General features: G+C 73.5%; 6 protein-coding genes. 4 read left to right on the top strand and 2 right to left on the bottom strand.

Going from position 1 to position 14,424, the window contains the following annotated elements; all coding sequences use genetic code 11:
• Positions 1-49 precede the first annotated feature (49 nt).
• Entirely contained in the window at positions 50-4,966 is a 4,917-nt protein-coding gene (locus E1300_RS25630) for a type I polyketide synthase (protein WP_131759621.1), read from the bottom strand.
• A 234-nt stretch (positions 4,967-5,200) separates the two neighbouring features.
• The gene (locus tag E1300_RS25625; protein ID WP_165502990.1) at positions 5,201-8,005 is read right to left on the bottom strand and encodes a helix-turn-helix transcriptional regulator; all 2,805 of its coding nucleotides are present in this window, start codon (positions 8,003-8,005) and stop codon (positions 5,201-5,203) included.
• A 669-nt stretch (positions 8,006-8,674) separates the two neighbouring features.
• Here E1300_RS25625 and E1300_RS25620 point away from each other — a divergent pair.
• The 4 genes from E1300_RS25620 to E1300_RS25605 all read left to right on the top strand — a co-directional run bounded on the left by E1300_RS25620 (position 8,675) and on the right by E1300_RS25605 (position 14,295).
• Positions 8,675-9,457: a thioesterase II family protein gene (locus tag E1300_RS25620; protein ID WP_131759619.1), complete on the top strand. Its 783-nt coding sequence runs from the start codon at positions 8,675-8,677 to the stop codon at positions 9,455-9,457.
• A 179-nt stretch (positions 9,458-9,636) separates the two neighbouring features.
• Complete coding sequence (locus E1300_RS25615; protein ID WP_131759618.1) at positions 9,637-11,226, top strand: LCP family protein; 1,590 nt, start codon at positions 9,637-9,639, stop codon at positions 11,224-11,226.
• A 98-nt stretch (positions 11,227-11,324) separates the two neighbouring features.
• On the top strand, positions 11,325-11,825 hold the full coding sequence (locus E1300_RS25610) for a DUF4282 domain-containing protein (protein ID WP_131759617.1): 501 nt from the start codon (positions 11,325-11,327) through the stop codon (positions 11,823-11,825).
• A gap of 13 nt (positions 11,826-11,838) precedes the next feature.
• Positions 11,839-14,295, top strand: a complete 2,457-nt coding sequence (locus E1300_RS25605; protein ID WP_131759616.1) for a serine/threonine-protein kinase — start codon at positions 11,839-11,841, stop codon at positions 14,293-14,295.
• The last annotated feature ends 129 nt before the right edge of the window (positions 14,296-14,424 follow it).

The raw sequence follows: 14,424 nt of genomic DNA, 5'->3' as shown, positions 1-14,424 counted from the left end.
GAGGGCTCAGGGACCAGTGGCTGTGGTGGCGGGCCGGGACGCGCGTCCGTCAGGCGATCCCGAGCTCCTTGTCCAACGCGTCGAACAGCTCGCTGTCGGTGGCGGACGCGAAGTCGGCGGCGGGCTCCCCGACCTCCGCCGCGCCGTCCAGCGCGTCCCGGGTCCGCCGCAGGACGGCCTCCAGCCGCGCGGTGACCCTGGCGCGAGCGTCGTCGTCCGGCGCGAGGTCCGCGAGGGCGCCCTCCAGCCGGTCCAGCTCGGCGAGCAGCGGCGCCGCCCGGTCGCCCTCGTCCGGACGCAGCTCCTCGTCGAGGTGCGCGGCGACGGCCCGGGCCGTCGGATGGTCGAAGACCAGCGTCGCGGGCAGCCGCAGCCCCGTCTCGGCATTCAGCGCGTTGCGCAGCTCCACGGCGGCCAGCGACGTGAAGCCCATCTCGTTGAACGCCCGGTCCGGCTCGACCGCCGCGGCCCCGTCATGCCCGAGGACCTGCGCGACCCGTCCGCGCACCAGCTCCAGCAGCAGCCGCCCGCGCTCCGCCTCGGTCAGCCCGGCCAGCCGCCGCTCCCACGACACCCCACCGGACGCCGCCCCGCCGCCCCGAGCCCGGACGAGCCCGCTCAGCATCGCGGGCACCATGCCCAGCTCAGCCTGCGCCCGCATCGCCGCCAGGTTTAGACGGACCGGCACCGTCGCCGCCGGACGGCCGGGCACGGTCGCCGCGTCCAGCAGCGCCAGCCCCTCGTCCGGCGCCAGCGGCGGCATGCCGGACCGCCGTAGCCGGCGCACCTCGGCGTCGTCCATCCGGTCGGCCATCCCGCCGACCTCGGTCCACGGCCCCCACCCCAGCGACAGCCCGGGAAGTCCCCGCGCGGCGCGGTACCCGGCGAGCGCGTCCAGCCACGCGTTCGCGGCCGCGTAGTTGCCCTGCCCGGCCCCGCCGAGCGTGCCCGCGACCGACGAGTACAGCACGAACGCCGTCAGCGGATGGCCCATGGTCAGCTCGTGGAGATGCCAGGCGGCGTCCGTCTTCGGCCGCATGACCGCGTCCAGCCGCTCGGGCGTCAGCGCCCCGACCAGCGCGTCGTCCAGGACGCCCGCCGCGTGCACGACACCGGTCAGCGACCGCCCGTCCAGCAGCGCGGCGAGCGCGTCCCGGTCAGCGACGTCGCAGGCGGCCACCTCGGCCTCGGCGCCGAGCCCGGCCAGCTCCTCCACCAGCTCCGCGGCCCCCGGCGCGCCCAGCCCGCGCCGACTCGTGAGCAGCAGCCGCCGGACGCCGTGCGCGGCGGCCAGATGGCGGGCGGTCAGCGCGCCGAGCCCGCTCGTCCCGCCGGTGATCAGAACGGTGCCGTCCGGGCTCCACTGCGGGGTGCCGTCTTGGGTCGTGTCGGCACCGTCCACGGACGGGACGCGCGCCAGCCTCGGCACCCGGACCTCGCCATCGCGGACCGCGGCCTCGGACTCGCCGAGCCGCAACGCCTCCTCGGGCGCCTCGGCACCGTCCAGGGGCAGGTCAATGAGGAGGAACCGGCCGGGGTGCTCCGCCTCCGCCGCGCGCACCAGACCCCAGACCGCCGCGTGCGCGAGGTCCTGCCCGTCCGTCGCCCCGCGCGTGACGACCGCGAGCCTGGACTCGGCATGCTCCTCATCGGACAGCCATTCCTGGACGACTGACAACACCTGATGGGCGACCGTCCGGAAGTTCTCCGGAGCCGCGTTCTCGACCGCCGGGCACTCGTACACCCGAGCCGGAACATCTCCGGAGGACGCGGGCGCCGGGATCCAGTCGATGTGGAAGAGCGAGTCGCGGCCACCGGTGTGGGCGCGCAGCTCGCTTGCGGAGATCGTGCGCGTCCCGACCGACTCGGCCTCGACCATCGGACGCCCGTCCGCGCCGACATGGACGCGGACGCCGCGCCACTCGTGGGCGAACGCCGGTCCGTCGCTTGCGGGGGCGGCCGCTTCCAGGAAGGCGGCATACGTCTCGTCGTCGCGCGTCCACGAGGCATCGGCCGCTTCGGCACTCGCATCGCCCAGGACGCCGACGGCATGCCGTACCCAGTCGGCCTGCCCGTCGCGCCGCGCGTGGAGGGTGACGGCACCGTCCCCACCGGCCATGACGCGCAGCGTCACGCTCTCGGCTCCCGAGTCGGGCTCGGCGTCGCTCAGCACCAGCGGTGTCTCTATGTCGAATCGCTCGACACCGCTCCGCTCCGTCCGTTCGGCGGCGAACAGGGCCAGCTCTAGCAGCGCCTCCCCCGGCACCACGACCGCGCCGAAAGCATCATGCTCGGCCAGCCAGGGATGGGAATCGAGGGAGAGCCGTCCGGTGAACACGGCCCCGCCGTCCTCGGGGAGATCCACCATCGTCGTCAGGACCGGATGCTCGACCGCGTCCGCACCGGCCGCGGCCTTCGGCTGCTCCATCAGCCAGTACCGCTTGCGCTGGAAGGGGTAGGTGGGCAGATCGACCCGCCGCGCGCCGCGTCCCTCGAAGACCACCCTCCAGTCGACCGGGACGCCCGCTGCATAGAGCTGCCCGATGCCGATGAACAGGCTCTCGGCTTCGGAGCGGTCGCGGCGCAGCGTGGCGGCCATCGTGCCATCGGCGGTCTGCTGCGCCATCGCGGTCAGAACGCCATCCGGGCCGATCTCCAGGAAGCGGGTGACGCCTTCCTTGTCGAGATACCGGACGTCGTCAGCGAACCGGACGGCCTCACGCACGTGCCGGACCCAGTAGTCGGCCGAGGCGACGTCCTTGGTCAGGCGGATCGTCGGCTCGCTATAGCTGACCGTCTCGGCGACCTTGCGGAAGTCCTCCAACATCGGATCCATCAGCGGCGAATGGAACGCGTGCGAGACCTTCAACCGGGTCGTCTTGCGGTCAGCGAAGTGCGCGGCGACCGCTGTTACGGCCTCTTCGGTGCCGGAGATCACGATGGAGGTCGGGCTGTTGACGGCGGCGATCCCGACCTGATCAGTGAGATGTGGGACGACCTCGTCCTCGGTGGCCTGGATCGCGACCATCGCTCCACCGGACGGAAGCGCCTGCATCAACCGAGCCCGAGCCGTGATCAGCCGAGCCGCATCCTCCAAGCTGAAGACCCCGGCGACATGCGCGGCGGCCAACTCGCCGATCGAGTGACCGGCGAGGAAGTCAGGTCGGACGCCCCACGACTCGACGAGACGGAACAGGGCGACTTCCAGCGCGAAGATGGCGGGCTGGGTGAACTCCGTGCGGTTCAGCGCCTCTCCGTCGCCCCAGACCACGTCCTTGAGCGGTATGTCGAGCGCGTCGCAGACCTCGTCGAACGCCGCCGCGAACATCGGGAAGGTCTCATACAGCTCCCGGTCCATGCCGACCCGCTGGCTGCCCTGCCCCGTGAACAGAAACGCCAACTTGCCATCGCTCACCGAGCCCGACACGACCTCGGACCCGACCAGCACGGCGCGGTGCTCCAACGCCGCACGACCCGTCGCCGCCGAGAAGGCGACGTCGAGCCGGTCGTGTTCGCTGGCGAACGCCGACATCCGCTCGACCTGGGCCTGGAGCGCCTCGGAGGACTTGGCCGACACCACGATCGGTGCGGCGGGCAGGTCGCGGCGCTCTTCCGGCTCGTCCTCGACCGGCTCGGCCTCTTCGATGATGACGTGGGCGTTGGTCCCGCTGATCCCGAACGACGAGACACCCGCCCGGCGCGGACGATCACCACGCGGCCACTCGCGCGCCTCGGTCAGCAGCCGGACGGCTCCGGCGTCCCAATCCACCTGCGGCGACGGCTCGTCCACGTGCAACGTCTTCGGCAGGACGCCGTGCCGCATCGCCTCGATCACCTTGATGATCCCCGCCACGCCTGCGGCGGCCTGCGTGTGGCCCATGTTCGACTTGATCGACCCGAGCCACAGCGGCTCCTCACGCCCCTGCCCATACGTCGCGAGCAGCGCCTGAGCCTCGATCGGGTCGCCCAGCGTCGTCCCGGTACCGTGCGCCTCGACCGCGTCCACATCGGACGTCGTCAGACCAGCATTCGCCAGCGCCTGCCGGATCACCCGCCTCTGTGCCGGACCGTTCGGCGCGGTCAGGCCATTGGACGCGCCGTCCTGATTGAGCGCGCTCCCCCGCACCACCGCCAGGACCGGGTGGCCGTTGCGGCGCGCGTCCGACAGCCGCTCCAGGAGCAGGATCCCGGCGCCCTCGGAGCAGCCGACGCCGTCGGCCGCCGCGGAGAAGGACTTACAGCGGCCGTCCGCGGCAAGGCCGCGCTGCTCGCTGAAGTAGACGAACATGTCGGGCGTGGTCATGACGGTGACGCCACCGGCGAGGGCGAGGGTGCAGTCGCCGGAGCGGAGCGCGTGGACGGCCGTGTGCAGGGCGACCAGCGACGATGAGCAGGCCGTGTCGACCGACACCGCCGGGCCTTCCAGACCGAGGGTGTAGGCGACGCGGCCCGAGACGATGCTGCCGGCGTTGCTGCCGTTCGCGTAGTCGTGGTACATCACGCCGGCGAAGACACCGGTCGGGCTGCCCTTCAGGGACGCCGGGTCGATTCCCGCCCTTTCCAGGGCCTCCCATGCAGTCTCCAGCAGGAGCCGCTGCTGGGGGTCGGTCTCGATGGCCTCGCGGGGGCTGATGCCGAAGAATCCGGCGTCGAAATCGCCGGCGTCGTAGAGGAAGCCTCCCTCGCGGGCCGCGCTTTTGCCGGGCTTCCCGGGCTCGGGATCGTAAACGCCGTCGACATTCCAGCCGCGATCGGACGGAAAGCCGGAAACGGCGTCGACGCCCTGGTCGACGAGCCGCCAGAGCGCTTCGGGCGAGTCCACGCCGCCGGGATAGCGGCAGGCCATGGCCACGATGGCGATCGGCTCGCGGTCGCGCCGCTCGAATTCGGCGATGCGCTTCCGGGCGGCGCGCAGATCCGTCGTCGCGCGTTTGAGGTAATCAAGAAGCCTGTCCTCGTTGCCCACCGAAAGCCACCCCGGTCCGATAATTCACCGAATGCGACACTGCGCCGTGTTCGCGCTTCACGCTACGGAGGGCGCTAAAGCACCCCAACCCCTAAGCCGCCCCTAACGTGGGCCGCCCGCCCGGAGCGGCCCGGAGCGGCCCGGACGCGACGAAGCCCCTGGCCCGTCGGGGTCGGGCAGGGGCTCGGCGGGGCGGGGTCCGCGGGGTTCGGAGGGTCGGCGGGGTCGGCGGGGTCAGACGGCCTCGACGTCCTCCAGGCGGAGGACCGTGGGGAGCTCCGCGCGGTTGCGGACCTTCATCTTGCGGTAGACGCGGGTCAGGTGCTGCTCGACGGTGCTGACCGTGACGAACAGCTTCCCGGCGATCTCGCGGTTGCTGAACCCCTGGACGGCGAGCAGCGCGACGCGGCGCTCGGAGTCGCTGAGGTCGCCGTAGGCGTCGCTGTGGTGGATCGGGATGACCCTGCCGCCGCCGGTGGCGCGCACCACAGGGGCGTGGGGGGCGGGCGCCTCCTCGTAGAGGTCCCGGGCGTTGCAGCTCTTGGCGAGCCGCCGGGCCCGCCGTGTCGCGGCCTGCGCGCGGGGCCGGTCGCCGAGTTCGTGGTAGGCCGCGCCGAGGTCGGTCAGCGCCTGGGCCAGCTCGTAGCGGGCGCCGGAGCGCTCCAGCGGCCGGAGCGCGCTCTCCAGGATCCCCGGGCGCCGCTCGGGCGGGCTGGCGGCGGCCAGGCAGCGCAGCGTCATGCCGCGGGCGCGGGGCAGCTCCGCCCGGAACCCGCCGAGCTGCTCGGCGGCGAGGTCGGCGGCGCCGTCGTGTTCGCCGAGCCGGAGCCGGGCCTCGGCGGCGGCGGTCCGCCATGGCACGAGGGACGGGGTGTCGATGTCCCAGTGCAGCATGTGCTCGCCGCAGGCCATGAAGTCGGCGAGGGCGGCGTGCTCGCGCTCGTTCGCGAGATGGTGGCGGCCGCGGGCGTACAGGTAGTGGAGGCCCGCGGTGGTGCTGAACACCTCGACGGGGACGGGCTCGGCGAACAGCCCGGCCGCGGCGGCGTGGTCGCCGAGGGCGGTGTACGCCTCGGCCTGCGTCGCCAGGGCGAGGACGGTGGTGGCGTTCCAGCCGTGCCGGCCGATCCGGTCGAGGACGCGGCCGGCGCGCTCGACGGCCGCGTCCAGGTGGCCCGTGCGCAGGGCGACCAGGGCGCTGAACCCGCCGAGGAAGGTCTGCCACGCGCCGTCCTCGCCGTCGGAGCCGTCGGGGGTGCCCGTGTCGGCGAGGAAGCGGTCGCACCAGGCGGCGGCCGACTCCAGCCGGTCGGCGTAGATGAGGCTGAGCAGGGACGGGCCGATCGCCATGAGCGAGCCGACGTTGCAGTGGCTGCCCTGGAGGACCTGCTCGGCCTGGGCGATGACCTGGTCGTCGGCGGACTGCCGCAGCACGGCGGACAGGGTCTCCAGCGCCCTCAGCTCCGGCGCGGCCATCGGCGGCGGGCGCTCGGCGTCCGCGGCGGGCGCGGTGCGCGGGCCGGTGCCGACGCCGGGGAACATGGTCTCCACGGTCAGGCGGGTGATGCCCGCCATGACGGCGGTGCCGGGGTCACCGGCGCGGGGCTCGCCGACCCGGCCGATCACGTCGGCGGCGTCGTCGAAGCGGAGGTACCAGAGCATCGCCTGGGCGACCTCCAGCGCGCAGTCGGGCCTGACCTTCCCCGCCATGATCGGTGCCTTCAGCGCCGTGAACGCCGGGGCGGACGTCGCCGGGCGCACCAGCCAGTGGACGGCGGCGAGCTTCGCCTTGAGGGAGTAGCGCTCCGTCTCGACCGTGCAGGACTCGCTGGCGATCCTGAGGCAGCGCACCGCGCAGGCGACGTCGCCGCGGTGGAGGGCCTGGCGGGCGGCCTCCTCCAGGACGGGCGGCACCCAGTCCTCTTTGAGCGGCCCGGCGTGCAGGAGCTGCCGGGCCACGGTCCCGGCGGGCGCGCCCTCGTCGTGGAGCAGGCGCGCGGCCCGGCGGCGGAGCTCGGCCTCGTCCTTCGCGTGCAGTCCTTCGAGGATCGCCTGGCGCGCGGCGGGATGCCGGAACCGCGGCCCGTCCAGCAGACCGGCCTCGGTGAGATGCCGGACGGTGCGCCGGACCAGCCCGCCGCCGGCACCGGTGAGGCGGGCCAGCAGGTGCGGGTCGACGGGGTCGTCCAGCAGCGCGACGTTGCGGGCGATGCGCGTGACCTCCGGGCCCATGCGGTGGAGGCAGACCAGCACCGCCTGCGCATAGGCGGGACCGGCGCCGACCACCTCCCCGGCCGCCGCACCGCTGCCGCTGCCCTCTTTAGCCTCGGCACCCCGCTGGGCCTTCCTGACAACACTCCCCTGGGCCTTTTCGGCGGGCCGTGCGGTGCCGGCGGCGGGGGTGTTGTCGCGGAGCAGGGCGGCGGTCAGCAGCGGGTTGCCGCCGGTGAGCGCGTGGTAGGCGGCGGCCTTCGCCGCGGCGCCCGCGGGGCCGTGGCGCTCGGCGACGAGGCGGCGCACGCCGTCCTGGGACAGCGGCCGCAGGTGCAGCCACCGCACGTTCGGGCGGTAGACGAGCTCCTGGAGGGTCGGCGACTGCTCCTGCCCGAGCCGGTTCTCCCACGCCATGACGACGGCGACCCGGTCGGAGGTGATGCGGTGCGTCAGGTACCGCAGGCAGCGCAGCGACTCCTCGTCGGTGTGCTGGAGGTCGTCCACGATGATGAGCACCGTGGCGCGGGCCGCGAGGTCCGTCACGGCGGCGTGCAGCGCCCGCGCCGGGTCGCGCCAGGCGGTCCCGGCGTCGGGGAAGAGCTGGCCGAGCGTGCCGTACGGACGGCCGTGCTCCTCGCCGGAGCCCGTCGCGCTCAGGACCACGGCCCCCGCCGCGGCCGCGCGTTCGGCCAGCCGCCACAGCAGCGCGGTCTTCCCCGTGGCGGGCGGCCCGCCGAGGACGGCGACCGCCCCCTGCCCCCGCGCGGCCTCGGCGAGCACGTCATCGAGCTGACTCTCCGGAATCTCGCGCTCGATCAAAGACACCGCGTCCCCCGTTCGATGTGGTCTCCGTCGGCCGACCGATGTTACGCATGGCTCAACACGTATCCTCTGACCGCATTCGGCCAGCACCTCTGCACACGTCGGGGAACATTCTCAAAGAACGGCGGACCCTGCCACGCGATCACTCAGAAGATACGCGACGGGATCGCGTCTTGGTCAAGTCGTTATCTGCGCGAAGTGATGTGCGGAACGCGGGCGCGACGTGCTCGAAGGCCGTCCGGCGGGGCCGCCGGTGTGCATGTGCACGTGCCCGCCGCCCGTCGGCGCCCCTTCGGAAGCGGTACGTGATCGGCCGAATCGAGCCGGTAACATGATCTCTAATATGTTAACGGAGTCGCCCCGCGACGGTCGATCGAAAGACCGCTTTTGGCCGGACTGGTCGATCATGTCCCGTTCTCTGGCGACCGATACCGCGGCGCGGGGACGGCCGCCGATCGCCGTTCCGCGGACCGGCGAATCCCGGCCGGCCGCGACCGGGAAGCAATTCGTTAACTCCATATTAAGAGCGCGTCCCCTGCGACGCGCGTGTGGTATGCGAGGTAAAGTGCGATCGTTCCGGTACGCCCGGTTAGGGGCCCGTAGGGGGTTGGGACGGCCCGTCCGCGGCCGCAGGATGGGAGCGTGACGCCGCCGGCCAGAGGAGCAGACCGCATGACCGAGACCGTCGCGACCGGCCGGGACACCGCCGCCGACGCCTGGCTCAGGTGCTTCCACCCCGTCCCCGGGGCCGCGCTGCGGCTGGTGTGCTTCCCGCACGCCGGCGGCTCGGCGAGCTTCTACTTCCCCGTCTCGACCGCGCTGCGGCGCTCCCCGGCGCTCGCGAAGCGCGTCGAGGTGCTGGCGGTGCAGTACCCCGGCCGCCAGGACCGCCGGGCCGAGCCGCCGGTCACCGACATCGCCGTGCTCGCCGACCGGGCCGCCGCGGCACTGCGCACCCGGGCGGACGCGCCGATGGTCTTCTTCGGCCACAGCATGGGCGCGACGCTGGCCTTCGAGGTCGCCCGGCGGCTGGACCCGCAGCCCGCCGCGCTGGTCGTCTCGGGCCGCCGCGCGCCGTCCACGACGCGGGTGGAGTCGGTGCACCGCCGCGACGACGCCGGCGTGATCGCCGAGCTGCGCGCGCTGAGCGGCACGGACGCGAGCCTCCTGGAGGACGAGGAGCTGCTGCGCCTGTTCCTCCCGGCGGTGCGCGCCGACTACACCGCCATCGAGACCTACCGCGGCGAGCTCGGCGCGACCGTCGGCTGCCCGCTCACCGTCTTCGTCGGCGACTCCGACCCCCACGTCGCGCTGGACGAGGCGCGGGCGTGGAGCACGCACACCACCGGCGAGTTCGCCATGCACGTGTTCGAGGGCGGCCACTTCTACCTGACCGCCTCCCCCGCCCTCACCATCGAGCGCCTCAGCGAGGTCCTCGCGAACCACGTGAAGTGACGGCCGCGGCCGTCGAGGCCGTCCACCGCCGATCCCGACTTCGGTGATCATGTCAACAGATCGCGCCCGTCGCGCATCCAACGAAGAGGACGTGCGGACCATGTCCGCCGAACCCTTCGTAAACTGACAAGTCACCTAGATCATGCGCCCTGGACGGGGCCTGGCCGAAACGGGACCGGATGAGCGACGAAGACCCGGACCGCGACGACCTCGCGGCGGACACCGCCGCACCCCCTGCCAAGGACGCACCCACGGACGACGCGTCCGCGAAGGACGCACCCGCCGAGGACGCGTCCGCGCAGGAAGCCCCGGCGAAGGACGCGCCCGCGGACGGCGAAGACGCTCCGGACGACGAGGCGGGAACCGCGCCGACCGAGACCGGCGACAAGGCTCCCGGAGAAGGCAGGACGCGCAGCCGGAGGCAGAAGATCCTCCGGCGCACCGCGATCGCCGTCGCGGCCCTGGTGCTCATCGCCGGCGCGGGCGCCGTGGGCCTCTACTACGACCTGATGGGCGGCATCGAGCAGCAGCACGTCGGCGACCAGCTCGGGACCAACCGTCCGAAGAAGCTGAACAAGAGCCTGAACATCCTGCTCATCGGGTCGGACACGCGGGAGGGCGACAACGCCCGCTACGGCGCGGCCGCCGGGCTGACGGGGGCCAGGTCCGACACGGCGATCCTGCTGCACCTGTCCCCCAACCGCGACCAGGCGATCGGGATCAGCTTCCCGCGCGACTCCATGGTGAAGATCCCCGAGTGCAAGAAGGCGAAGGGCGGCACCGTCCCTGCCCAGTTCGGGATGCTGAACTCCGCGTTCGCCTACGCCGGTCCGACGTGCACGTGGAAGATGCTGGAGTCGCTGACCGGCATCCACATCGACCACTTCGTCCAAGTGGACTTCTCCGGCTTCAAGCGGATGGTGGACACGCTCGGCGGCGTCGAGATCTGCGTCGACAAGCCCGTCGACGACCCGCGCGCGGAACTGCACCTGAAGGCCGGCAAGCAGACCGTCAAGGGCGAGCAGGCCCTCGGCTACGTGCGGGCCCGGTACTCGCTCGGCGACGGGTCCGACCTCGAACGCATCGAGCGGCAGCAGAAGTTCATGGCGTCCGTCGTCGACAAGGCCACGAGCGGGTCCGTGCTGTCCGACCCCGCCAAGACCTACAAGTTCCTCAAGGCCGCGACGAAGTCGATGACGACCGACGACGACCTCGACCTGTCCACGATGCGGAAGCTCGCGGACGGCCTCAAGGGCATGAGCGCCGGACAGGTGCGGTTCGTGACGGTGCCCGTCGAGGGCTACGCGCCCGACCCGAACCGCGTCCAGTGGGACCAGAAGCGCGCCAAGCCGCTGTTCGACGCCATCCGGTACGACAACGACCTGCCCGCCGAGCCGCCCGCGCCGCAGAAGCCCGAGCAGCAGCCGCCCGCGCCCGCGAAGGTCAAGGTGACCGTCGTGGACGGCGGCGGCGACCGCAAGCTCATCGACCAGGTCGCGCGCCAGCTCGGCAAGCGAGGGTTCGACGTCGCGGCGAAGGTCGAGAAGACCGCCGCCGCGCCGGAGAGCCGCATCGTGTACGCGCCGTCCGCCGAGGCGCAGGCGTCCGCGCTGGCGAGGATCGTCCCGGACGCCCTTCTCTCCGCGGACGCGAAGGCTCCGCAGGACGGGGTGCGGCTCGTCATCGGGAAGAACGGCGCGCGCCTCACCCCGCCCGCCCTCAAGGTCACCGGCGGCGTCAAAGCGGGCCAGAAGAACCCCTGCAAGTGACCCCGCCCAGATCCCGTCCGAGCGGCGGCCTACCGGCACGATGCGGCCGCAGGCTCTAGAGTCTTCCTGTAGGCGGCCCCACCCTGGAGACGACGGCGATGACGCACCCATCGGACCCCGGCAACTCACCGCGCCCACCGGCGCCCGGCCCGCCGGGCGGACCGTACGGGCCGCCGCCTCCCCCGCACCAGCCACCGGGCCACATCCCCGGCCCCCGCCCGTCCGGCCCGCCCCAAGGCGGCCCCCAGGGTTTCGGCCCCCAGAACCCATCCCAGGAATGGCCGACGGCGGAACGTTCCGAGAAGGGCCTGGTCGGCGCCCTCTTCGACGCCAACTTCAACCATCTGGTCACGCCGAAGCTCATCAAGCTCTTCTACATCCTGTCGCTGCTGCTGATCAGCCTGTCCGCCCTGTCGGTGGTGGCGATCGGGATCTGGGTGGCGCAGCTGCGCAACGGCTGGCTGCTCGGCCTGATCATCATGTGCTCGTCGCCCGTGGTGTGGTTCTTCGAGGCGATCCTCGCGCGCATCTTCATGGAGGCGGTCGTGGTCCGCTTCAAGGGCGTCGAGTATCTGCGGGTCATCAAGGACAAGAGCTAGACGGGACGTGCAGGTGGGCGACGTCGACGGGACGGGGAGCGGCGGGGGCGTCCCCGCGCGCGAGACGCGGCGGGACCCCGGGGAGACGCGGCGCGATCCGGGGGTGCCTGGGCCGCGGCCGGCGCCGTCCGGAGCGGGCGCGACCCGGCGGGACGGGGAGGTGTCCGGCGAGTCGCTGATGCGGCTGCCGGCGGCGCTCGCCGAGCGGTACGAGGTGGTCGCGGAGCTGCCGGTGCAGGGCGCGGAGTCCGACCTGCTGCTGGTACGACCGCGCGGGGACGCGGGCGGCGGGCGGTACGTGGCGAAGATCTTCCGCCGCGGGTACCGCGCCGACCGGGAGGTCTGGGAGAAGCTGCCGGCGCTCGACTCGCCGAACGTGCTGCGGATCCTGGAGACGGGGCACGCGGACGGGCGCGACTACGAGGTGACGGAGTACGCGCCGGAGGGGAACCTGCGGGCGCTGATGGCGGGGCCGGTCCCGGCGGGCGCGGTCGCCGAGGTCGCGGCGCAGCTCGCGTCCGGGCTGACGGCGCTGCACCGGGCGGGGATCGTGCACCGCGACCTCAAGCCGGAGAACGTGCTCGTGCTCGGGACGGCGCCGCTGGCCCTGGCGATCGCCGACTTCGGGCTGAGCAAGGTGCTCGACCAGAGCGTGGTGTTCGCGTCGTCGTCGCGGACGCTGGCGTACGCGGCGCCGGAGTCGCTGTCGGGGCAGGTGTCGCCGGCGCGCGACTGGTGGTCGCTCGGGATGATCGTCCGGGAGATGGCGACGGGCCGGGCGCCGTTCCCGGGGCTGAGCGAGACCGTGGTGGTGGACCATCTGGCGACGCGGCCGGTGTCGGCGGACGATGTGGCCGATCCGCGGCTGCGGCTGCTGTGCCAGGGGCTGCTGACCCGTGATCCGCGCCGCCGCTGGACGGGTGAGCAGGTCGGGGAGTGGCTGGGCGGGGGTTCGCCGCCGGTGGCCGAGGAGGCGCGGACGGCGACGGTCCCGCCGGGTACCGGGCTGCCGTTCCGGGGGCGCCGCTACGGTGACCGGGCCGAGCTGGCGCGGGCGCTGGTCGAGGACTGGGAGCACGCCGCGCTGTACTTCTTCGGGCGCGGCGAGGCCGGTGAGGCGTGGCGGAGCCTGCGGGACTGGCTCGCGGAGGTCCCGGACGACAGCCGCATCGCCCTCGTCGACCGGTATCTCACGGCGGACCTGCCCGCGGACGTGAAGCTGCTGCATCTGGTGCGGTGGCTGGATCCGTCGCTGCCGCCGCACTATCTCGGCAGGCGGATGGCCGCCGGTGACCTGCCGGGGCTGGCCGCCGACCACCGGCACGGCGACCACCGCACCGCGTGCCTGCTGGGGCGGGAGCTGTGGGAGCAGCGGCTGCTGCCGGTGCTGGCGGAGTTCGAGGGCGCGCACGAGCTGGCGCGGATCGATGACCGGTGGCGGGCCCATGTGCGGGCGTGGAACGAGCTGGCGGGCTGGCTGCGGGGGCAGGACGCGACGCCGCCCGGTCTCGCGGCGCGGCTGCCCGACGCGGGGACGCGGGCGGACGGGGCCGCGGTGCACGTGGCAGGCGGCGGTCCGCCTGTCCCCGCTGATGATCCGCCCGTGGTGCTGCTGACGCTGCTGGCGCTGGCGGCGCGTCCGGCGGAGACGCACCGGCTGCTCGCCGAGGCGGCGGCGAACGCGCGTGCGGCGGTGGCCGAGCCGGTGCCGTGGTTCGCGTGGATGGCGGACGGGGCGGGCGACGATCCGCTGCGGCTGTTCGCGGTGACGCGGGCCGCGCCCGAGGCCGTCCTGGAGGTCGAGGCGCGGAACCGGGACCGGCACGCCGCCGCGCAGCGGGACGAGGCGCTGCGGGCGCAGTGGGCGGAGCGGGAGCGGCAGCGGCTCGCGGGACGGAGCGCCGCGGTGACCCGCGCCGTGCTGTGGACGCTCCCGCTGCTCGCGCTCTGGCTCCTCGGGAGCTGGATCGTCGGCGCCCTGTTCGGCGGCGACTCCGACAACAGCGGCACGAGTTCCGTCGGCGGCTTCCAGAAATCGGAAGTCGTTCCGTTCTGGTTCCTTGCCGTGCTGTCCGTGCTCGCGTGGGCCGTGCAGTGTGGCGCCGAGGTGACGCTGGCGCGCGCGCAGGGCAAGGACTATCTCCCCTATGGCCCGTGGTCGTGGATGTCGAAGGCCCTCGGCGCGGGCGGGCGCGGGCTGTCCAAGGCGTCCCAGACGATGTCCGGTGCCGCGCAGCGCACCGGGCGGCGCGGCTGCGGGATGCTGCTCATCGCCGGGATCGTGCCGCTGCTGCTCGTCCTGCTGCTCCTCGCGGCGGTGACGCCCGTCGCGAGCCTGCTGTGGCTGCTGGTCCTGCTCGCCGGGCCGGCCGCCCACGCCGTCGCCGCCGGGGTGCGGCTGCACCGCTGGCGCCAGGCCCGCGCCCCCGGCGCGGGTCCCCGCACGACCTACCCCGGAGGTTCCGCATGAGCAGCGGCGTCGAGGCCGACATCGCCCTGGACGCGGCCGTCGTCCTCACCCTCGGCATGAACCGGATCCTCGGACGGGGCGCGGGGCTCGCGGGCCGCGGCGCCGAGGCCCTGGCCGCGCTGGCGGCGG

This window comes from Actinomadura fibrosa (assembly GCF_900659615.1).
GTDB lineage: Bacteria > Actinomycetota > Actinomycetes > Streptosporangiales > Streptosporangiaceae > Spirillospora > Spirillospora fibrosa.
This window is presented reverse-complemented; position numbering and strand designations above follow the sequence as displayed.